We start from the raw sequence: 20,113 nt of genomic DNA on the forward strand, positions 1-20,113 counted from the left end.
GGCGTCCGGTGCGTGCTCTCGGCGTGCCGGCCGGGAGCGCTCGTACGGGACGTACGTGGCTTTCGGCCGGTGCGGCGAGAGTGCGTGCCGGACGCCGCGACGGGGCGAACGTCGCCTGGCGCGGCACTAGAGCCTGTTGCGGACGCGGTCCGCAGGCATCGGGATAGTGGCCTTGATGCCACGTCTGCGCAGGTAGGACCGGTTACTGCGGGAGTCGTAGGCCTTGTCGGCACGTACTCGGTCAGGCCGCTTGCGCGGCCTGCCGAGTCCGATCCGGGGCACCCGGATCGCTTCCAGGACCGGCTCGAACTGCGGGGAGTCGCCCCGCTGGCCGGCCGTGATCACCACCGACAACGGCTTCTGGCCTTGTTCGACGGCGAGGTGGATTTTGCTGGTCAGGCCGCCCCGGGACCGGCCGAGCCCGTGGTCGGCCGGCTCGACGGCGATCCCGCCGGGCGGCTCCTTCTGGAGATCCCCCTTTTCACCGCCCCGGCGGCGTGCTGATGGGCCCGGCACACGGTGGAGTCGACGCTCACCTCCCAGGTGATCAGGCCTTTCGCATCCGCCTCGGCCTGGAGCCGGGTGAGGATCCCCGCCCAGGTTCCGTCCCGCTGCCAGCGCCGGAACAGGTCGTAGACCCGGTCCCACGGGCCGTAACGCTCGGGCACGTCACTTCAGGGGGCGCCGGTCCGTGTCCGCCACCGTATGCCGTCTATCAGCTGCCGCCGCGTCCACACCTGCGGCCGGCCCGGCTTGATACCCGAAGGCAGCAACGGCTCAAGCCGGGCCCACTGGTCATTCGTCAGATCCCCACGTCCCACAAGACGTGATCTTGAACGAACAAGATGCACTTTCGCAACAGGCCCTGGGCGGGGGTGTCTTGTCGATCAGGCCGGAGCGCGGCGCGGACGTCTCACTCGTCGCCCGCCGCTCCGATCGACAACGCAGGCTTCGACAGTCACGGCCCGTTCACCGACCAGGACCCCGCACGGATCGGCGACCGGCTCTCCGCGACGGCGTCCACGCCGACTCTGCGCCGCCCGGCCCTGACAGTGGCGGGACGGGCCCTCAAGGCCTGACGGGGCGGTCCGACTCGTCCGGGCGGCCCGCCTGGCGCACACTGGTGTCGTCCTGGGGATCCCGCTGTGCGGAGGGGTACGGCATGGCCATCATTGACGTGCTCTCCGCCCTAAAGGACGGGGATTCCAGCCTGGGCCGTCTGGCCCTTCTGGTGACTTCCTGCTTCACGGCGCTGTGCGGGTACGGATGCCCGTCTTACCGGCGCTCCACAGGCGTTTAGCCTGTCCGCCCGTCCGGCGGCCAGAATGTTGCGTGCGGCGTTGACGTCGCGGTCGTGAACGGTCCCGCACTCCTGGCACGTCCATTCGCGGACGTTGAGGGGTTTGGGGCCGTCCTTGATCCCGCAGGCGGAGCAGACCTGACTGGTCGGCTCGAAGCGTCCGATCCTGCCGAAGTACCGGCCGTGCTTGGCGGCCTTGTACTCCAGCATGCCGACGAACGCCGACCATCCGGCGTCGTGTACGGACTTGGCGAGGCGGGTGCGGGCGAGGCCGGACACCGCGAGGTCTTCCACGTACACCGCTTGGTTGTCGCGGATGATCTTTGTGGATTCCTTGTGGTGCCAGTCCCTGCGCCGGTCCGCCACGCGGGCGTGCTGCCGTGCGACCCTGGTGCGGGCCTTGGCCCGGTTCTTCGGATGTGCCAGAGCCTCGGCATCCCCCTCACCGCGACGGCCCCCGGCGGACGCCCCTCGCCCCCTTCGGCCCCCAGGCCCGCGGGGCCCACCCCCAGTAGATGGAGCACGGGGCACGCCACAACCACTGAGGACCGAACGGCCCCGTCGGGACGGCCGGCCGCCGACTCGACCCCGCGGGGGGTGCCTGGGCGACGGGGCGGAACGGCTCCGCACCCGTCGCCAGGCCGGTCCTAGTTGAACGGCTCCAGGGTCATGAAGGCCTCCTGGGGGTTCGCCTCGTGGACCAGCGACTCGTGGGCGCCCACGTCGTCGAAGGCGAAGCCGTACGCCTTGCCGTCCGTCATCTGGGCGTGGATGAGGCGGGAGTAGTGGTTGGTGACGGCGTCGCGGTAGAAGCCGGCACCGTTTGTGTCGGGCTGGTTCGGGTTGGCCAGGAGCGTCGAGCGGTTGAAGCCCGCGCACAGGGTGCGGGAGATCGGGCCGCGGACGGTGTCGTTGGGGGCGTCCAACAGCTTGTAGCAGCCGAAGACGCTGTCGGAATCGGGCTTCTGGAAGCTGGTGACCACTGCCCCCGAGCCGTTGGTGAAGTTCATGACGTCGCCCGAGACCCGGCCGTAGTACTTGGTGTTCGGTTCGTTCGCGAACGGCGTCATGGTGAGGGTGGAGGAGCTGTACTTGCTCCAGACGCGGTTGATGTAGTCGCTCATCGCGTCGGCCGGGATGCCGCCCGCCTCGATGCCGTGGCCGGGCGAGAGCGCGCGCAGGGGGGTGCCGTCCGGGCGGCTGTGGATCAGGCCGCCCCAGCCGGCCGAACGCAGACCGCCGAAGACTGCGTCGTAACCGCCGGCCTTGAGGCGGCCGGTGTTCTTGACCGTGCCGCCCGGCGTCTTCGCGCCGACCGCGTACGGGGCGGAGAACATGTCGACCTGGGTGCTGTTGATCCACAGGCCGCCGTCGTTGAGGGTGTACTCGGACCAGTTGAACAGGATGTTGTGGTTGGGGTCGGAGGGGTTCTGCACGGCGGGCTGCACCAGGCCGCCGCTGGTGAGCTTGAAGACAAGCTTCTGTCCGATCGAGAAGTAGACGCGGCCGGAGAACTTGGGCATCCGGATCGTCTTCGTCTGCCCGTTGGCCGGACCGGCGATCGCCGCATCGGGCGCGGGGGTCGGCGGATTGCCTCCGGCGGGCCAGGGGTGGAACGTGCCGTTCGCGTCGGCCCAGCCCTGTCGGCCCGACGCGAGCTGGGTGCCCAGGTTGTAGATGTAGACGGGCTCGCTGCGTCCCGAGTTGTTCTTGATGGTGAGCGGGATGGTCGCCGGGACGGCGTCGGCGGACGGCGGCGGACCGAAGAACAGCAGACCGGTGCCGACGGTCAGCGCCGAGACGCCGAACGCCAGCACTTTCGACAAGCGGGACACTCTCATCCTCCTCGCGTGGGGGCCTGCCGATGGGGAGCCGACAGGGCAGGGGTCGATGTATTGAAACGTGAGAGCGCTCTCAGCGTCCGATTGCGTTCAACTTCTGTCAATACTCTTGACATGGGCTCAGCAGTCGGAAGGCGTAACGGATCCGCAGCCACGGCGCGTCGGCGGTCACGAGTGCGCGCATCGCCCCGACGGCCGGGCGACGGGCACGATCTCGGCGCCGGGGTACCGGGCGAGGACCTGCCGGCCGCGCGGGGAGGCCGCGGCCGCGGGATCGGCGAGGATCGCCCGTACGGACAGCTGCCGGCGCGCGGTGGCGGAGTACCTGAACAGCGGGCCGACGTCCGCCTGCGCGCGGGACGCTTGCCCCGTGTCGATGTCCTCCGGGCCGAACAGGGCGTCCTGGCGGGCGTCGTCAGGTCGGCCCGCGGGCGGCTGGGCTGGAATGTGCGTCTCCTGCGTGATCAGGGACCGTCCACCGTAGGGCCGGGAGGTGCGCGGCGCGGCGCCTGCCCGAGCCCGTCCGGGACCTTGACGGGCAGGGCGTTGCCGAACGGCACCCGCAGGTACGCCGCCTGGCCGCCCGGCACCTGCCCGTAGAGCTTCGTGTAGCCGAAGAGGGAGGCGCCGGTCCCGTGCTCGTGGACCTGTGTCGTCTCGCACTGGGAGTGCAGTCCGCGGACGCACATGTGGCACGTCCCGCACGAGATGTTGAAGGGGACGACGACCCGGTCCCCCGGCTTGAGGGCGGTGACGTCCGGGCCCGCCTCCGCGACCACGCCCATCGGTTCGTGGCCGAGGATGTCACCGGGGTCGAGGAAGGCGCCGAGGACCTCGTAGAGGTGCAGATCGGATCCGCACAGGCCGGTCGTCGTGATCTTGACGATGATGTCGTCGCCGTCACGGATCGCGGGGTCGGGCACCGTGTCGACGCGTACGTCCCGCTTGCCCTGCCATGTCAGAGCCCTCATGACGCCTCCTCATCGCCCCCCGGGATCTCTCCGTGCACCAGGCGCATGGCCGCACCGGTCCGGAGGGAACCGGGCGCGGCCCGGTCACGTCGCCCGCCGCGGCGTCCGGTCGGAGTCGGGCCAGACGTACGGCAGGTCGTCCGCGACCTCGGGGAAGTGCGGGCGGTAGAAGTCCGGGTCCTTGCGGACCAGCGCGGACTGGTGGCTCCGGTGGAAGTCGGGGGCGCCGAGCCAGGGTGGGAGGTCGCCGTCGGCGGCCAACTGCCGCTGCGTCCTCGGCTCCCCGCCCGGCAGCCAGGCTCGGAAGTCCTGGACGAGGGTGACGGCGCAGGTGTCGGCGCGTCCCTCGGCCGTCCAGGTCCGGCAGACGTCCAGCCCGTACCGTACGAGGGCCTCCTCGTAGCCGGTCCACATGCGCACGGCCGGGTGCCTGCGCCATCCGTAGCCCGGGACGATCAGGCCGCGCAGTACCTGGAGTGCCTCGACGCGCTGCTTGCCGAGCCGCCGGGGGTCGAGTACGGCTGCCGAGGCCCGGAACGACGCATAGGGGAGAAAGGTCTGCACGGGGTCTCCTCCCTGGTGGTGCCCGGCAGGTCCTCGCGGTGAGTGCGCGCCGGGTACCGGTGCCTTCGACTGGCCCACCACGTGCGCCTGCCCTTGGGGCGCCCGCCGAAACCGCGTCGGGCCGCAGGCCGGTGCCGCGCTCGGGGCGGCCCGCTTGTCAGGGCTTGTCAAGGCGCGCCATGGCTCGTCAGCGCAGGTCGGCACGGGCTCGGCGTGATCGGCGTGTTCGGCGCGATACCCCTACGATGGGAGGCATCGAGGGTGCAGGTGCAACCCGGTAGGAGAGGAAACGGGTTGAATCGGTTCGCCCGGCTCGCCACGCGGCTTCTGGCGGTACCGCTGGGACTCGTCTGGCTGGAGCCTGCAGCAGAGGCCGCGGGCGCGGTCCCCGAGTGCTGGCCGACCGGGACGAGCCCCGACCCGGCCGTGCTGGCGTGCTGCCGGCGGGTCGCGGAGGACGGGCGGCCACGCTTCCTGTCCTATGCCGGTGACGGCGGCGCCGGCGCGGCCTTCGCGTTCGCGGGCGTCCCGCTCGTCGGGGGTTCCGGCGAACTCCTTGGCGTCCTCGCCGTAACGGACCGCGACCACCGGGAGTGGAGCGAGCAGGACGTACGGGACCTGTCGGACCTCGCCGCCGCGTGCAGCGCGCAGATGCGGTTGCGGACACGCTCCGAGATCGTCCGCCAGGCCCGCGAGGCGGCGCAGGACGCGGCGCACGCGGCGGAGGGCGCGGCCACCCGCGCGCACGAACTGCTGAACCGGTCCGAGCTGCTCCTGCGGGCGTCCGAGGACCTTGCCGACACCAGCGGCCTGGAGGACGTTCGCCAGCGGGTAGGGGACCTGGTCAGCGGGGACCTCAAGCCGGCCCGCATCGATCTGGTGCTGGTGCGGCAGGGGATGCTCCACCACGTTCTGCATCCCGTCGACGACGCCTACACCGCGCCCGGCGGGACGGGCGTGGCCGGCGTGGCCGGCGTGGCCGGCACCGAAGCCTTCCCCGTCGGTTCGGACTGGCCGGTCGCGCGGGCCGTGCGGGAGAACCGGATGATCGTGGTCCATGCGCCGCCGGAGAGCGAAGGCGCCGACACCGCTTCCGGCCTCCCCCTGGCCACCCCGGCGTTCGACACCCTCCACCACGGCACCGCCGCCTGCCTGCCCCTGCGCGGCACGCACGACACGCTCGGGGCGCTGGTCCTGGGCTGGGACGCGCCGTACGAGATCGGCGTGGACGAGCGGGCGGTCCTGACCACACTCGCCGGTTACACCGCCCAGGCGGTCGAGCGCGCCCTCCACCTGGACGAACGGGTCACCATCGCCCGGCAGTTGCAGCGCGCCATGCTCACCGAACTCCCCGAGGTACCGGGCCTGGAGCTGTCGGCCCTGTACCGGCCGGCCGCGCAGGGCGACATGGTGGGCGGTGACTGGTACGACGCCTATCCCCTGCCGGTGGCACCGGGTACGAACGCGGCGGGCGCGCTGGCGCTGACGGTCGGCGACATCGCCGGGCACGACATGCGGGCCGCCGCCCTCATGGGCCAGGTACGCAGCATGCTGCGCCAGGCCGATCACGACCATCCGGGCGACGGGCCGGAACAGGCCCTCGGCGCGCTCGAACGGGCCTGCCGCCGACTGCACGTTCCGGCCAGCGGCACCGCCGTGCACGCCCATCTCACTCCGACGGGCGGCGGCCGCTGGCAGCTCAGGTGGAGCAACGCGGGCCACCCCGCCCCGCTCCTGGTCGCCGCGGACGGCGCCGTGGAGAGCCTCACGGAACACGACGTGCTGCTGCACCACGCCCTGGAGCCGGGGCCCCGCAGCTGTGACAGCCGTTCCCTGGCCCCGGGCAGCATCCTGCTGCTGTACACCGACGGGCTGGTGGAGCAGCCGGGCGGGGACATCGAGGACGACGTCGACCGGCTCGCCCACCGGCTCGCCACCGCTCCCCCGGACGTTCCGCTGGACGCGCTGCTGCGGTCCCTCCTGGACGCCGTCGCTCCCCGGGACGCCAGGGACGACGCCGTCCTGTTCGCGGTACGCGTGTGCGCTCCCTGACCCGGCCTGCCCAGCGGGCGGCAGGCGCCGGACGCGGCGTCCGGCCTTCCTGGCGGCCCGGGCGGCGACGACGGGGGGTGAGCAGTGCGGCCGCGGCGGGCAGGACGACCAGGGCGGGGTACAGGGCGGGGTGCAGGTGGGCCGCCGTCCGCAGCCCGTAGGACTGCGTCAGGACGCCCGCGCCGACGACCGGCAGGCTCATCGCCGTGTGCTCCTTGAAGCAGGAACTTTGCTTTAAGCTGCCGCCATGAGCCGCAAACCGATGGTCCGCCCCGGCGGTCGCAGCGCCCGCGTCCAGCAGGCGGTGCACACCGCGGTGCGTGAGCTCCAGGCCGAGCTGGGCCGTGCGGAGCTGACCATTCCGCTGGTCGCGGCGCGCGCGGGCGTCACCCCGTCGACGATCTACCGGCGCTGGGGCGACCTGCAGGAGCTGCTGTCGGACGTCGCCGTGGAGAACCTGCGGCCGGAGACTCCGCCGCGGGACCACGGCAACCTGGCCGCGGACCTCCGCAGTTGGGCCGAGCAGTTCATCGAGGAGATGGCCTCGCCGGTCGGCCGCGCCTACATCCGCGACGCCCTGCTCGGGGCCCCCGAGAGCGACAACGCCGCGCGGTGCTCGGAGTACGCGGCGGAGCAGATCGGCGTCGTACTCGCCCGGGCGGCGGAGCGCGGCGAGGGCGCGCCGGGGGTCGAGCTGGTGCTGGACCGGGTCGTGGCGCCCATGATGTACCGCATCCTCTTCCGCCCCGGCGGCCTCACCGCCGACTACGCGCGCGGGCTCGTGGAGGGTCTCCTGGACGGCTTCGACGCGGCTCGCCGACCCGTCCGTCAGGCCGCGGCGTCCGCGGCCCCGCCGGTGACGGGTTCGAGCCGGTAGGTGTCGCCGTCGGCGACCACGCGGCCCGCGGTCGGCGGGGGGAAGTGCGTCCCGAGGAGGAGCCCGCCCGTGCCGGCGAGCGAGGCGAGGAGCGAGCGGCGGGTCGCCTCGGCCTGCCCGGGGTCGATGTCGACGCAGCTGCCGATCTCCGGGTGCGCCAGTTGCACGGGGTGATGGATGCAGTCCCCGGTGATCAGGGCCGTGGCGCCGCCGCCGGTCACGCGGACGGCCACGTGGCCCGGCGTGTGCCCCGGCGCCGGCACCAGCTCCAGACCGGCGGCCACGGCGACTCCCCCGGCGGGTACGTCGACCGCTTCGAGCAGGCCCGCCTCGTCGACCGCGTGCACGGAGTCACGGAACACGGCCGCTCGCGCGTCGTCCATGTCGCAGGCGACCCAGAAGTCGTACTCCGCCTTCGAGGTGAGGTAACGGGCGTTGGGGAAGGTCGGCACCCAACTGCCGTCGGCCTCGTGCGTGTTCCAGCCGACGTGATCGGTGTGCAGGTGGGTCAGCAGGACCAGGTCCACCGATTCCGGCGGGAATCCCGCGAGCGCGAGGCGTTCGAGGTAGTCGGTGCGCAGGTCGTGCCACGCGGGGTTGGCGCGCGTCTTGCCGTTGCCGATCCCCGTGTCGACGAGGACGCGCAGCCCGTCCACGACCATCGCGAAGCTGTGACTGTCCAGGCGCAGGACGCCGTCCTGATCCGCGAAGTCGGGGCGTAGCCAGTCGCGTTCGGAGACGAGGTCGGCGGTGGCGGCGGGCAGGAGCCACGGGCCGGTCTGCGACGGCAGGGGGATCTCGTCGATGCGGTGGACGGTGACGGAGCCGATCGTCCAGGACGGGGCGAGTACGGGCGGTGCTGTGTGCACGGTGGGGCCTTCCTGCGTCCGCGGAGGGCGAGGGGCCCACCTAAAAGCGACTGGTTCGCTTTTAGGTAACCTAGGTCCTGCCCTCAGCTAACGCAACCTGTTAGCTTTTAGGTGCGGTGAACGTCCACCACCCCCTCCCTCTCGGCCCGTTCAGGAAGGACACCCATGTCCGCCGACGCCCTCACCCCTGCGGAGGCGGCCTGCTGGGCCGCACGCTCCGGCCTCCCCCTGGCACCCGAACGCCACGCGGGCGTGACAGCCACCGCCGCACACATCCACTCCGTCGTATCCGTCCTGCGGGAACTGGACTTCGGGGACACACCGCCGGCCGCCGCGTACCGCGCGGGAGGGGAGCGGCGCGATGCAGCCGTATGAACTGACCGTGGCCGACGCCGCCGAGGCGATCCGGACCCGCCGGGTGTCGCCGGTCGAGCTGGTGGACTCGGTGCTGGAGCGCATCGGGCAGGTGCAACCCCGCCTGGGTGCCTACGTCTCGGTGACGGCGGACCGGGCGCGGGGTTCGGCGCGACGCGCGGCCGACGAGATCGCCGCGGGCGGGGCCAGGAGCCCCCTCCACGGCATACCCGCGGGCTTGAAGGACCTGATCGACGTGGCGGGGACGGCGACCTCGGCGAGCTCCCGGGTACGCGGGGGCCACAGGGCGCCGGCCGGCAGTACGGTCGCCGCACGGCTCTCCGCGGCCGGGGCGGTGTTCGTCGGCAAGACCCACACCCACGAGTTCGCCTACGGCCTGACCACCCCTCAGACCGGTAACGCCTGGGACCGGAGCCGGGTGGCCGGCGGATCCAGCGGCGGATCGGCCGTCGCGGTGGCGGCGCGCGCGGCGACCTTCGCGCTGGGGACCGACACCGGCGGGTCGATCCGGGTGCCCGCCGCCCTGAACGGGGTCGTCGGCCTGAAGCCCACGTACGGGCTGGTCCCCCGGCACGGTGTGACCTCGCTGTCCTGGTCGCTCGACCACGTCGGGCCCATCACCCGGACCGTGGAGGACGCCGCGCTGGTCCTGGCCTCCCTGGTGGGCCGCGACCCGCACGACCCGGCGTCCGTCGCGGCGCCTCCGGACGACTACCGGCCCGGTCCCGGCACGGACCTGACGGGGCTTCGGGTGGGTGTGCCGGGCAACTACTACTTCGACCAGGTCGACCCGGACGTCGAAGCCGCGGTACGGGGCGCGATCACCCGGCCGGAGGCCCTCGGCGCGCACCTCGTCGACGTCGAGATCCCGATGGCGCGCTACATCCGGGCGACCCAGTGCGGCACCGGCGGTGTAGTGCCGGGCTCGCGCCGGGCGGCCTCGCCGGCGAGGCGGACCCGCAGACCCTGGGGCTGCGCCGCGCGGGGCAGCCTGCCGCGAGACGCGCGCCGGGAGACGCGCGCCGGGAGACGCGGGCCGGGAGACGCGGGCCGGGGGCGGCGGCTACGGTGGGCCCATGCGGCTGCTGCTGACCTCGGACACGCACGTCCCCGCGCGGGCCAAGCGCCTGCCCGAGGGCCTGTTGACGGCCGCCGGCGAGGTCGACGTGGTGATCCACGCCGGAGACTGGACCGACGAATCCACCCTCGACGTACTGGAGTCGGCATCGCGGCGTCTGATCGCCGTGTACGGCAACAACGACGGGCCCGCCCTGCGCCGCAGGCTCCCCGAGGTCGCCCGCGCCGAACTCGGCGGCCTGCGCTTCGCCGTCGTCCACGAGACCGGACCGGCCGCCGGACGCGAACGGCGCTGCGCCGCGCTCTTCCCCGACACGGACGTCCTGGTGTTCGGCCACAGCCACATCCCCTGGGACTCCACCGCCCCGGGCGGACTGCGCCTGCTCAACCCCGGCTCGCCCACTGACCGCCGGCGCCAGCCCCACCACACCTACCTGACCCTCACCGCCGGTGACGGCGCCCTGCGCGATGTCGTCCTCCACCGACTGCCCGGGTGAGGCTGTGAGGCCTCGGTAGGATCCCGGGGCCCGCGCGTCGCTCCGGATCGTTCCGGATGCCCTGCACCGCGCTTGACCGATGAAGCCGCGGCAACGTAACTTCGACCGCACCCGCTCGTGAGCTGCTGGAAGGAGGCGAAACCGGATGTCGACCGTCTCCGGCCTGATTCGCCTCGCACACCAGATCGCCTGGGCTCCGGGTCGTGTAGCACACGGCTGCTGAGCAGCCCCCTTGCCGGCGTGCCCGATTGCGGCCCCGGCACCTTCTCATCTATGTCACCACTCACGGCACGCCGTCGCGTGCCGATGCGTCGCGCTGCCTGTTCCCGGGCCGCGGCCACCGGAAGAGAAAGCTCTGAAATGGCGACTTGGACAGTCCGATCGACCGCCCGCCGAAATGAGGACGTGCCATGGTAGCAGCGCGGGTCACGGTCAATGGGAAAGAAACACCGATCGCGCCGGCGGCACCCCACACCACGGTGCTCGATTTCCTCCGCGAGCGGGGCCTGACCGGTACCAAGGAAGGCTGCGCCGAAGGTGAATGCGGCGCCTGCTCGGTCCTGGTGGCCCGTCCCGGGGTGAGCAAGCCCACCGACTGGGTGGCGGTCAACGCCTGCCTGGTCCCGGTCGCGGCGCTCGACGGGCAGGAGGTCGTCACCTCCGAGGGCCTTGCCACCGCCGGCGCACCCGGTACGCCGGCGGTGCTGCACCCCGTACAGGAGGAGATGGCCGTCCGCGGCGGCTCCCAATGCGGGTACTGCACACCGGGATTCATCTGCAGCATGGCCTCCGAGTACTACCGGCCCGACCGCTGCGCGCACGCCGGCCCGGCCGAGGGCTCCGACGGCGCCGAGCACGGTCCCAACGGTTTCGATCTGCACGCGCTGAGCGGCAACCTGTGCCGCTGCACCGGCTACCGCCCGATCCGCGACGCCGCGTTCGCCGTCGGCATGCCCGCCGAGGACGACCCTCTGGCGCGGCGCCGCGAGCAGTCTCCGCCCGCGCCGGCCGCCACCCGGTACACGCAGGAGGACAGCACGTTCCTGCGGCCGGCCACCCTGGCCGACGCGGTGCGGCTGCTGCGCGAGCGCCCCGAGGCGGTGGTCGTCGCCGGCAGCACCGACTGGGGTGTCGAGGTCAACATCCGCTCCCGACGGGCCGGTTGTGTGGTCGCGGTCGACCGGCTGCCCGAACTGCGGGAGCTGCGGGTCGGATCCGACCACATCGAGGTCGGGGCGGCACTGACCCTCACGGAGATCGAACGCCGACTCGGCGGCGAAGGCGAAGTACCGCTGCTGGCCGAGCTGTTCCCGCAGTTCGCGTCCCGGCTGATCCGCAACAGCGCGACCCTCGGCGGCAATCTCGGTACCGGGTCCCCCATCGGTGACAGCCCGCCGGTCCTGCTCGCGCTGGAGGCGTCCCTGGTGCTCGCCGACGCCGACGGCGAGCGCGAAGTCCCCCTCTGCGACTACTTCACCGGCTACCGGCAGAGCGTGCGCCGCCCGGGCGAGTTGATCCGCGCGGTGCGCGTCCCGCTGCCGCTGTCACCGGTCACAGCCTTCCACAAGATCGCCAAGCGGCGCTTCGACGACATCTCCGGCGTGGCGGTGGCGTTCGCGCTCGACATCGAGGACGGGACCGTCCGCAAGGCACGCATCGGGCTGGGCGGCGTGGCCGCCACCCCGATCCGCGCCCTCGCCGCCGAGGCCGCTCTGGAGGGCCGGCCCTGGACGGAGCAGACCGCCGGGGCTGCGGCCCAGGTACTCCGGAGCGAAGGCACGCCGATGGACGATCACCGGGCCAGCGCCGGCTACCGCTCCGCGATGCTCGGCCAGAGCCTGCTCAAGCTGTACGCGCGAACCACCGAGGCGGTGTCGTCATGAGCCATCTGTCCGAACGCCCCGAGAAGCCCGTCGTCGGCCTTCCGCTGCCGCACGAGAGCGCCGGCCTGCACGTCACCGGCGCCGCCCTCTACACCGACGACCTGGTCCACCGCACCAAGGACGTGCTGCACGCCTACCCGGTCCAGGTCATGAAGGCGCACGGCACGATCACCGCGCTGCGCACCGGGCCCGCGCTCGCCGTGCCCGGCGTGGTCCGCGTACTGACCGGCGCCGACGTGCCCGGCGTGAACGACGCCGGGATGAAGCACGACGAACCGCTGTTCCCCGACACCGTCATGTTCCACGGCCACGCCGTCGCCTGGGTGCTCGGCGAGACCCTGGAGGCGGCCCGGCTCGGTGCGGCGGCCGTCGAGGTGGACCTCGACGAGAAGCCCTCCGTGATCACGCTGCGGGAGGCGATCGCGGCCGGGAGCTTCCACGGCGCCCGGCCCGTGATGGTGACCGGTGACGTCGACGCCGGCTTCGACGACTCCGCGCACGTGTTCACCGGGGAGCTGAACTTCTCCGATCAGGAACACTTCTATCTCGAGACGCACGCGGCACTGGCCCACGTCGACGAGAACGGTCAGATGTTCGTCCAGAGCAGCACCCAACACCCCTCGGAGACGCAGGAGATCGTCGCGCACGTGCTCGGCCTGCACAGCCACGAGGTGACCGTGCAGTGCCTGCGGATGGGCGGCGGCTTCGGCGGCAAGGAGATGCAGCCCCACGGGTTCGCGGCCGTCGCCGCACTCGGCGCCAGGCTGACGGGCCGACCGGTCCGGGTACGGCTCAACCGGACCCAGGACCTGACCATGTCCGGCAAGCGCCACGGCTTCCACGCCACGTGGAGGATCGGCTTCGACGCCGAGGGCCGCATCCAGGCCCTGGACGCCACCCTGACCGCGGACGGCGGCTGGAGCCTGGACCTGTCCGAGCCCGTGGTGGCCCGCGCGCTCTGCCACATCGACAACACCTACTGGATTCCCAACGCGCGCGTCGCCGGCCGCGTCGCCAGGACCAACAAGGTCTCCAACACGGCTTTCCGCGGCTTCGGCGGACCGCAGGGCATGCTGGTGATCGAGGACATCATGGGCCGGTGCGCACCGCTGCTCGGCCTGGATCCCATGGAGTTGCGCGAACGCAACTTCTACCGGCAGGGGCAGTCGACGCCGTACGGGCAGCGGGTCCTGCACCCCGAACGGATCTCCGCCGTCTGGCGCCAGGTCCAGGACGACGCCGGCATCGCCGACCGCAAGGCCGGGATCGAGGCCTTCAACGCCGCGCACCCCCACACCAAGCGGGCGCTCGCGATCACCGGGATCAAGTTCGGGATCTCCTTCAACCTCACCGCCTTCAACCAGGCCGGCGCGCTGGTGCTGGTCTACAAGGACGGCTCGGTCCTGATCAACCACGGCGGCACCGAGATGGGGCAGGGCCTGCACACCAAGATGCTGCAGGTGGCCGCGACCACGCTGGGCATCCCGCTGCACAGGGTGCGGCTGGCCCCGACCCGCACGGACAAGGTGCCCAACACCTCCGCCACCGCCGCCAGCGCCGGGGCGGACCTCAACGGTGCGGCGGTGAAGAACGCCTGCGAGCAGATCCGTGAGCGGCTGCTGCAGGTCGCCGGCACCCGGCTGGGTGCGAACGCCTCGGACGTGCGCATCGTCGACGGGGTCGCCCGGGCCCTCGGCAGCGACGCGGAGCTGGCCTGGGACGACCTGGTGCGCACCGCGTACGTCCAGCGGGTCCAGCTGTCGGCGGCCGGCTTCTACCGGACCGAGGGCCTGCACTGGGACGCGGCGGTGTTCCAGGGCTCGCCGTTCAAGTACTTCTCCTACGGCGCCGCCGCCGCCGAGGTGGAGGTGGACGGTTTCACCGGCGCCTACCGGATCCGGCGGGTGGACATCGTGCACGATGTCGGCGACAGCCTCTCCCCCATGATCGACATCGGTCAGGTCGAGGGCGGCTTCGTGCAGGGCGCGGGCTGGCTGACGCTGGAGGACCTCCGGTGGGACGCCGGCGACGGCCCGAACCGCGGCCGGCTGCTGACCCAGGCGGCGAGCACGTACAAACTGCCGAGCTTCTCGGAGATGCCGGAGGAGTTCAACGTCAGGCTGCTGGAGAACGCCACGGAGGAGGGCGCGGTCTACGGCTCCAAGGCGGTCGGCGAACCCCCGCTGATGCTGGCCTTCTCCGTACGGGAGGCGCTGCGGCAGGCCGCGGCGGCGTTCGGGCCCGACGGGATCAGCGTGGAACTCGCCTCCCCGGCGACACCCGAGGCCGTGTACTGGGCGGTCGAGGGAGCCCGTGGCGGGGGCACGCGGCCCGGCGGGTACGCGCCCGACGGCAGCGGGGTCCCGGCTGAAGCGAGCGCTCTGAGCCATGCCTGACATGAGCTGGGTGGCCGCGGTCGCGCGGTTGCGGGCCCGCCGGGAACCCGGCGTGCTCGTGACCGTCGCGACCGTACGCGGCCACGCGCCCCGCCGGGCCGGTGCCAAGCTCGTCGTGGGACGCACCGGGACCTGGGGGTCGATCGGCGGCGGCAACATCGAGGCCGTCGCCGTCGACCGGGCGCGGGAGCTGACCGGCGCGGCCGATCCGGAGCCGGAACTGATGGATTTCGCCCTCAACGACAAGGCCACCGGCCCGCACGGCGTGCAGTGCTGCGGCGGGGCAGTCACCGTGCTGCTCGAACCGCTGCCGGTGGTCGAGGCGGTGGCGGTGTTCGGCGTCGGGCACGTCGGCCTGGAGCTGGCACGCATCCTGGCCCGCCAGGACCTCGACCTGCACCTGGTCGACACCCGCCCGCAGATGCTCGCCGACGAACGGCTCGGCGTGCTCGCGGACGCCGTGGCGCAGGTCCACGTGCACCGCGCCCTGCTGCTTCCGGAGGAGGTGCTCGCGGAGCTGCCGCCCGGCGCCCATGTCCTGATCATGACCCACGACCACGCGGAGGACGCCGCGCTGTGCGACGCAGCCCTGCGCACCGCCGGGCTCGGCTCGATCGGTCTGATCGGCTCGTCGGCGAAGTGGTCGCGGTTCCGCCACCGCCTGGCCACCGAGGGCGGCCACGACCCCGCCGCGATCGACCGCATCAAGACGCCGATCGGGATCTCGGGGATCGCCGGCAAGGAGCCCGCCACCATCGCGGTGAGCGTGGCGGCGGACCTGCTCCGGAGGTTCGAACAGGACCGCGGCCGGGCCGTACCGGAGGCGGTGACGGCCGTTGCGCACGCCCCGGTCGCCGAGCCGCCGACCGGCGGCGGCCGGTAGCGGTGGCAGTGGCGGGGAGCGGGTGCCGGCTGCTCCCCGGATCGCGGTGGACGCCGTAGACGCCGTAGACGCCGTAGACGCCGTAGACGCCGCCGGGACGATGTCCGGATCTTCGTCGGTTCTGCCAGTACGGGTGGCCGCCCGGCCCCGTAGAGACTTCCGAGCAGAAGCCGCGGCGCTCCCCGGGGAGGGGGCCGTGGCCCAAGCCTGTCGGAACGGGGAGGACATCACCATGAGCGTGCAGCAGAGTTACGACGAAATCGGCGAGGCCTACGAGGGGTTCAAGGCTCTGCCCCTGGAGCAGTACGTGGTGGTACCCAGCTTCCTGGGCCTGGTCGGGGACGTACGCGGCAAGTCGGTCCTCGACCTGGCGTCCGGAACCGGCTTCTACAGCCGGGAGTTCAAGCGGCGCGGCGCCGCCGAGGTGCTCGGCATCGACATCTCCGGTGAAATGGTCGCCGTGGCACAGAAGTTGGAGGACCGCGATCCGCTGGGCGTGCGCTACGAGGTCGGCGACGTCGCCGACCTGCGGCCTCTCGCGCAGCGCTTCGACGTCGCCCTGGCGGTCCAACTCCTGAACTACGCGCAGGACATCGCCACCACGGAGCGGATGTGCCGCGCCCTGCACCGCGGCCTGAAGCCCGGTGGTGAGCTCTTCCTGCTCAACCAGTCGCCCGACTTCCGCTTCGACGGGCCCACCCCGGAGAGGTACGGCTTCCGCAGCGAGCTCACCGGCGCGGAGGCGGAGACCGGGCCGCAGGTGCGGACGACGGCGCTGCTCGACCCGCCGGTCTCGTTCGTCGCCAACCTCCCGCGCCGCGAGGTGTACGAGAAGTGCCTGCGGGCGGCCGGCTTCAGCGAGTTGGCCTGGGTGCCGCTGACGGTGTCGGAGGCCGGAGAGCGCGACTTCGACGCGGAGTTCTGGGCGGACTTCCACGCCAACCCGCCGCTCGAAATGCTGCGCTGCCGCGCCTGACGTCGGCGACGGGGCCGGACCGCGGCGGCGGGTTCAGCCCCGGAGGCGGGTGGCGAAGGCGCGGGCGGCGGTCAGGTCGCCCGCGTCCGGCCGCCTTTTGTTGATGCCGCCGATCAGCCTGAACGGCGCCCACGTGTCGAGGGCCCGGCAGGTGAAGGTGCCCTCGACGGCGTACCCCTTGCCTTCGAGGAGCCGTACCAGCGGCCGGGTGTACGGCGCGAACACGGGCTCCGGCAGGCCGCTCGTGGCGAACACGAAGGCCCGCCCCGACGACGTCGGCAGGGCGCGCGCGAAGGCGAGCAGGTCCGGGTGCATCCGCTGCGCGAAGACACCGGAGCCGAAGCCCACCAGGTCGTGGCCCGCCACCTCCGCGGCCGTCACCTCGTGCGGCGCGACCACGCGCGCCGCGAGCACCTCGGCCATGGCCGCCGCCACGCGACGGGTGTTGCCGTGCGATACGGACGTACACACGAGCAGAGTCGTCATCGGTGTCCCTTCCTTGGTGGCCCTGCAGCCGAGACCGAACAGCCCCGCCGAATGTGACGGCCCCCGACAGTGGACTTTCGGCAGTGCCGCGACGGCGGCCGGTTCCGTAGGGTCGCCTGCGTGAGAAGAATGATCATCAAGACCCGGGTGCCGGCACCGGCACTGTCCGCGGGGCTGTTCGTGGGGGCGGTGGCGGCCGTCGGCACGGGCGCCGTCACCCTGTGGTGGGGCATACCGGCGGCGGTCTGCGCCTTCCTCGCGGGGCGGCAGCCGGGGCGGAGCCGGATCACGGCTGCGGCCTTGGCCGGGGTGCTGGTGGCCGCCGCCGTGACCGTGCTCCTGGTGCCGGCATGGCTGGCCTGGGCGAGCCGCTTCGTGGGGCTGCTGCTCGTAGCGGCGATGCTGCCGTGGTTCGCCGGCCGGTTCCTGCGCCAGCACCGGGAGCTGGTACGGGCGGGGTGGGAGCGGGCCGCCCGGCTGGAGCGGGAGCAGCATCTGGTCGCCGAACAGGCCCGGTTGCGCGAGCGGACCCGTATCGCGCAGGACATGCACGACCTCCTCGGCCATGACCTCAGCCTCATCGCGCTGTCCGCGGGGGCGTTGAAGCTGGCCCCCGGGCTGGCCGAAGAGCACCGGGCCACCGCCGGGGACATCCGCGCCAGGGCGGGCTCCGCCGTCGACCGGCTCGGCGAGGTGATCGGTGTCCTGCGCGAACCGTCGGAGCGGGCTCCGGGGTCCGAGCCCGGCGCCGGCCGCACCGCACTGGAGGACCTGGTGCGGCGGGCGGCCGCCGCGGGGCTCGACGTCCGGCTGCGCGTGGAGGGCCGCCCGGCGGCCGGCGAGGCACTGCCGGCGGTCGAGCGGGCCGTGGGGCGGGTCGTCCAGGAGGCACTGACTAACGTCGCCAAGCACGTGCCCGGACACCGGGCCACCGTCCTCGTCCGCCACCTGGACGACCGGACCGAGGTCAGCGTGACGGACGGTCCGGTGACGGCACCGCTGCCGGTCGTGGCGCCGGCGCGAGGGCTCCGGGCTTCCGCTCCAGGCGGGAACGGATTGGGGCTCATCGGCCTCGACGAGCGCGTCCGGCTGGCCGGGGGCACCTTCACCTCGGGGCCCGAGGGCGACGGCTTCGCCGTCCGGGCCGGGCTCCCGCACCGTCCCGGGGCGGTGCCCCCGCCGCGCGCTGCCGACCCGGGCGGTCGGGCCGACGTACTGCCTCCGGAGCACCGCAGTGCCCGTCGGCGGCTGGGCCGTACCGCCGTGGCGGCCGTGCTGGTGCCGCTGTGCACCACCGCGTTGCTCATCGGCGGGATCCGCGTGTGGGACACCGTGACGGCGCGGCAGTCCGCACTCGCTCCGGAGGACTACGCCCTCCTGTATCCCGGCATGCCGCGCGCGGACGTGGCACCGTACCTGCCCGAACGCCAGACGACCCGGCGTCCGGTGTCGCCCGCGCCCGCACCGCAGGGTGCGGCCTGCGAGTTCTACGTACAGACCGGCGACCCCTTCGACGACCGCTCGGGGGACGTCTACCGTCTCTGCTTCCGGGCCGACCGCCTGATCTCCACCGACGATTACACCGGGAAGGCCGTCCGATGATCCGGATCCTGATCGCCGACGACGAGCCCATGATCCGCGCGGGTGTCCGCGCGATCGCGGCCACCGACCTCGGCATCACCGTCGTCGCCGAGGCGGCCGACGGCCGCCAGGCGGTGGAGCTCGTCCAGCGCCATCGCCCGCAGGTGGCGGTCCTCGACATCCGGATGCCGGGGACCGGTGGTCTGGAGGCCGCCGCCGAGATACGCAGGACCGTGCCCGAGACGGGTGTCGTGATGCTGACGACCTTCGGTGAGGACGAGTACATCCTGCGCGCGCTCGGCGAAGGCGCCACCGGCTTCCTGGTCAAGTCCGGTGAGCCGGAGGAACTGCTCGCCGGCATCCGGGCGGTGGCCGAGGGCGCGGCCTATCTGTCACCGAAGGTCGCGGCCCGGGTCGTCGCGCATCTCGCCGCCGGGGGTGCGGGGGCCCGGGCGGGCCGCCGCTCCGCGGCCCGCGCACGCGTCGAGGCCCTGACCCGCCGGGAGCGGGACGTGCTCGGCTTCCTCGGCAGCGGGCTCTCCAACGGGCAGATCGCGCGCCGTCTGCGCCTGGCGGAGGGGACGGTGAAAGCGCACGTCAGCTCGATCCTCGCGCGCCTGGGCGTCGCCAACCGGGCTGCGGCGGCCGTGGTCGCGCACGAGGCGGGCATGGTTCCGGAGCCGTCCGACCGCCCGTGCGGCAAAGCGCCGTAGCAGGAGCAGCAGGGTCACCACGGCCGTCGCGCCGAGCACCGCGCCCGCCAGGACGTCGTGCGGATAGTGCACCCCGACGAGCACGCGCAGCGCGGCGGCCGCCCCGGCCACCGGCATCGCCAGGAAGGCGAGCCGAGGGCGTACGAGGGTCACGCCGACGGCCAGCGCGACGGCGAGGGTGGCGTGGTTGCTGGGGAACGACCAGTCGCCCGACCCGGGGCACGCCGCGAGGGCCGAGACGCCCGGCAGGGCGCGGCAGGGGCGTTCCTCCCCGACGAGGAGTTTGGCCGCCTCGCTGACCCCGTAGGCGACGACGGTCCCGGCGGCCGCCACGACCACCCCGGCCAGGCCCGGCACGTCCCGGCGGCGCAGCGCGCTCCATGCGGCCCAGGCCAGCAGCAGGCCGAGCAACAGCACCGTGCCCTCACTCGCCGCCTCCAGGACGTTCCCGACCCACGCGGGCCCGTCTGCCACTCCCCCGTTCACCGCCCGGTAGGCCCGGGCGGAGAGACCCGCCGTGACGTGCAACGACCCGTCCGTACCCGCCGTCCCGCCGGGCGCCGACCACACCACGCCCGCCACCCCGGCTCCGGCCACGACGACCGCCCCCGCGCAGCGCCGACCCCACCCGTACCGCTTGCTCGTTTCCATGCCGCCGAAGGTAGATGCCCGTCATGCGGTCCGCCCCCGGCCGAACGTCGGCCCGCCACCACGACGTTCGTCAGGGTTGACATGCACCCGGAGGAGCCATGCAGACACCAGAGGTTTGGCC

General features: G+C 72.9%; 17 protein-coding genes and 3 pseudogenes. 11 read left to right on the top strand and 9 right to left on the bottom strand.

Going from position 1 to position 20,113, the window contains the following annotated elements; all coding sequences use genetic code 11:
* Positions 1–126: 126 nt before the first annotated feature.
* The 6 genes and pseudogenes from ACFWFZ_RS25680 to ACFWFZ_RS25705 all read right to left on the bottom strand — a co-directional run bounded on the left by ACFWFZ_RS25680 (position 127) and on the right by ACFWFZ_RS25705 (position 4,676).
* Positions 127–516 (bottom strand): transposase, encoded by a 390-nt coding sequence (locus tag ACFWFZ_RS25680; RefSeq protein WP_387125323.1) that lies wholly within the window; start codon positions 514–516, stop codon positions 127–129.
* Between the two features lie 158 nt (positions 517–674).
* Positions 675–851: a transposase gene (locus tag ACFWFZ_RS25685; protein WP_387125324.1), complete on the bottom strand. Its 177-nt coding sequence runs from the start codon at positions 849–851 to the stop codon at positions 675–677.
* A 338-nt stretch (positions 852–1,189) separates the two neighbouring features.
* Positions 1,190–1,930: an RNA-guided endonuclease InsQ/TnpB family protein gene (locus ACFWFZ_RS25690; protein WP_387125325.1), complete on the bottom strand. Its 741-nt coding sequence runs from the start codon at positions 1,928–1,930 to the stop codon at positions 1,190–1,192.
* A 17-nt stretch (positions 1,931–1,947) separates the two neighbouring features.
* Entirely contained in the window at positions 1,948–3,141 is a 1,194-nt protein-coding gene (locus ACFWFZ_RS25695; protein ID WP_387125326.1) for a glycoside hydrolase family 64 protein, read from the bottom strand.
* Between the two features lie 518 nt (positions 3,142–3,659).
* Positions 3,660–4,112, bottom strand: a pseudogene (locus ACFWFZ_RS25700) (alcohol dehydrogenase catalytic domain-containing protein); the annotation flags it as partial.
* A gap of 84 nt (positions 4,113–4,196) precedes the next feature.
* On the bottom strand, positions 4,197–4,676 hold the full coding sequence (locus ACFWFZ_RS25705) for an MSMEG_6728 family protein (protein WP_387125327.1): 480 nt from the start codon (positions 4,674–4,676) through the stop codon (positions 4,197–4,199).
* Positions 4,677–4,970: 294 nt separating this feature from the next.
* Between ACFWFZ_RS25705 and ACFWFZ_RS25710 the strand changes: the two genes are divergently transcribed.
* Positions 4,971–6,728: a SpoIIE family protein phosphatase gene (locus ACFWFZ_RS25710; RefSeq protein ID WP_387125328.1), complete on the top strand. Its 1,758-nt coding sequence runs from the start codon at positions 4,971–4,973 to the stop codon at positions 6,726–6,728.
* Positions 6,729–6,975: 247 nt separating this feature from the next.
* Positions 6,976–7,605 (top strand): TetR/AcrR family transcriptional regulator, encoded by a 630-nt coding sequence (locus tag ACFWFZ_RS25715; protein ID WP_387125329.1) that lies wholly within the window; start codon positions 6,976–6,978, stop codon positions 7,603–7,605.
* On the opposite strand, the gene ACFWFZ_RS25720 is transcribed toward ACFWFZ_RS25715, so the two are convergent.
* Positions 7,557–8,474, bottom strand: a complete 918-nt coding sequence (locus tag ACFWFZ_RS25720; RefSeq protein WP_387125330.1) for an MBL fold metallo-hydrolase — start codon at positions 8,472–8,474, stop codon at positions 7,557–7,559. The two genes, ACFWFZ_RS25715 and ACFWFZ_RS25720, sit on opposite strands and share 49 nt — an antisense overlap.
* Before the next feature lie 165 nt (positions 8,475–8,639).
* On the opposite strand from ACFWFZ_RS25720, the gene ACFWFZ_RS25725 reads away from it, so the two are divergent.
* The 7 genes and pseudogenes from ACFWFZ_RS25725 to ACFWFZ_RS25755 all read left to right on the top strand — a co-directional run bounded on the left by ACFWFZ_RS25725 (position 8,640) and on the right by ACFWFZ_RS25755 (position 16,561).
* Positions 8,640–8,849, top strand: a complete 210-nt coding sequence (locus tag ACFWFZ_RS25725) for a hypothetical protein (protein ID WP_387125331.1) — start codon at positions 8,640–8,642, stop codon at positions 8,847–8,849.
* Positions 8,836–9,753 (top strand): annotated as a pseudogene (locus ACFWFZ_RS25730) (amidase); the annotation flags it as partial. The gene ACFWFZ_RS25725 and the pseudogene ACFWFZ_RS25730, both read left to right, overlap by 14 nt.
* A gap of 172 nt (positions 9,754–9,925) precedes the next feature.
* Positions 9,926–10,423, top strand: coding sequence for a metallophosphoesterase family protein (locus ACFWFZ_RS25735; protein WP_387125332.1), 498 nt, complete (start codon positions 9,926–9,928; stop codon positions 10,421–10,423).
* 410 nt (positions 10,424–10,833) lie between these two features.
* Positions 10,834–12,306 carry a xanthine dehydrogenase small subunit gene (locus ACFWFZ_RS25740; protein WP_387125334.1) on the top strand — a complete coding sequence of 491 codons (1,473 nt, stop codon included), beginning with the start codon at positions 10,834–10,836 and terminating at the stop codon, positions 12,304–12,306.
* Complete coding sequence (gene xdhB / locus ACFWFZ_RS25745; RefSeq protein ID WP_387125335.1) at positions 12,303–14,702, top strand: xanthine dehydrogenase molybdopterin binding subunit; 2,400 nt, start codon at positions 12,303–12,305, stop codon at positions 14,700–14,702. The genes ACFWFZ_RS25740 and xdhB overlap by 4 nt, the downstream gene beginning before the upstream one ends.
* Position 14,703: 1 nt before the next feature.
* Positions 14,704–15,585 carry a xanthine dehydrogenase accessory protein XdhC gene (gene xdhC, locus ACFWFZ_RS25750; protein WP_387125455.1) on the top strand — a complete coding sequence of 294 codons (882 nt, stop codon included), beginning with the start codon at positions 14,704–14,706 and terminating at the stop codon, positions 15,583–15,585.
* Between the two features lie 232 nt (positions 15,586–15,817).
* Positions 15,818–16,561 carry a class I SAM-dependent methyltransferase gene (locus ACFWFZ_RS25755; RefSeq protein WP_387125336.1) on the top strand — a complete coding sequence of 248 codons (744 nt, stop codon included), beginning with the start codon at positions 15,818–15,820 and terminating at the stop codon, positions 16,559–16,561.
* A 33-nt stretch (positions 16,562–16,594) separates the two neighbouring features.
* Here the strand turns inward: ACFWFZ_RS25755 and ACFWFZ_RS25760 are convergent, their stop codons facing one another.
* Positions 16,595–17,047 (bottom strand): flavodoxin family protein, encoded by a 453-nt coding sequence (locus ACFWFZ_RS25760; protein WP_387125337.1) that lies wholly within the window; start codon positions 17,045–17,047, stop codon positions 16,595–16,597.
* A gap of 129 nt (positions 17,048–17,176) precedes the next feature.
* Between ACFWFZ_RS25760 and ACFWFZ_RS25765 the strand changes: the two genes are divergently transcribed.
* Positions 17,177–18,649: a histidine kinase gene (locus ACFWFZ_RS25765; protein WP_387125456.1), complete on the top strand. Its 1,473-nt coding sequence runs from the start codon at positions 17,177–17,179 to the stop codon at positions 18,647–18,649.
* The gene (locus ACFWFZ_RS25770; protein WP_387125338.1) at positions 18,646–19,341 is read left to right on the top strand and encodes a response regulator; all 696 of its coding nucleotides are present in this window, start codon (positions 18,646–18,648) and stop codon (positions 19,339–19,341) included. The genes ACFWFZ_RS25765 and ACFWFZ_RS25770 overlap by 4 nt, the downstream gene beginning before the upstream one ends.
* A gap of 12 nt (positions 19,342–19,353) precedes the next feature.
* Here ACFWFZ_RS25770 and ACFWFZ_RS25775 read toward each other — a convergent pair.
* Positions 19,354–19,992, bottom strand: a pseudogene (locus tag ACFWFZ_RS25775) (phosphatase PAP2 family protein); the annotation flags it as partial.
* Between the last annotated feature and the right edge of the window lie 121 nt (positions 19,993–20,113).

The organism is Streptomyces sp. NPDC060232, from assembly GCF_042726555.1.
Classification (GTDB): Bacteria; Actinomycetota; Actinomycetes; order Streptomycetales; family Streptomycetaceae; genus Streptomyces.

What these genes read in the sequence shown, in the direction of transcription:
- ACFWFZ_RS25765 (WP_387125456.1), top strand. Translation starts at nt 17,177, where the DNA reads ATGATCATCAAGACCCGGGTGCCGGCACCGGCACTGTCCGCGGGGCTG.
- ACFWFZ_RS25770 (WP_387125338.1), top strand. Translation starts at nt 18,646, where the DNA reads ATGATCCGGATCCTGATCGCCGACGACGAGCCCATGATCCGCGCGGGT.
- ACFWFZ_RS25715 (WP_387125329.1), top strand. Translation starts at nt 6,976, where the DNA reads ATGAGCCGCAAACCGATGGTCCGCCCCGGCGGTCGCAGCGCCCGCGTC.
- ACFWFZ_RS25760 (WP_387125337.1), bottom strand. Translation starts at nt 17,047, where the DNA reads ATGACGACTCTGCTCGTGTGTACGTCCGTATCGCACGGCAACACCCGT.
- ACFWFZ_RS25725 (WP_387125331.1), top strand. Translation starts at nt 8,640, where the DNA reads ATGTCCGCCGACGCCCTCACCCCTGCGGAGGCGGCCTGCTGGGCCGCA.
- xdhC (WP_387125455.1), top strand. Translation starts at nt 14,704, where the DNA reads ATGAGCTGGGTGGCCGCGGTCGCGCGGTTGCGGGCCCGCCGGGAACCC.
- xdhB (WP_387125335.1), top strand. Translation starts at nt 12,303, where the DNA reads ATGAGCCATCTGTCCGAACGCCCCGAGAAGCCCGTCGTCGGCCTTCCG.
- ACFWFZ_RS25740 (WP_387125334.1), top strand. Translation starts at nt 10,834, where the DNA reads ATGGTAGCAGCGCGGGTCACGGTCAATGGGAAAGAAACACCGATCGCG.
- ACFWFZ_RS25695 (WP_387125326.1), bottom strand. Translation starts at nt 3,141, where the DNA reads ATGAGAGTGTCCCGCTTGTCGAAAGTGCTGGCGTTCGGCGTCTCGGCG.
- ACFWFZ_RS25755 (WP_387125336.1), top strand. Translation starts at nt 15,818, where the DNA reads ATGAGCGTGCAGCAGAGTTACGACGAAATCGGCGAGGCCTACGAGGGG.
- ACFWFZ_RS25735 (WP_387125332.1), top strand. Translation starts at nt 9,926, where the DNA reads ATGCGGCTGCTGCTGACCTCGGACACGCACGTCCCCGCGCGGGCCAAG.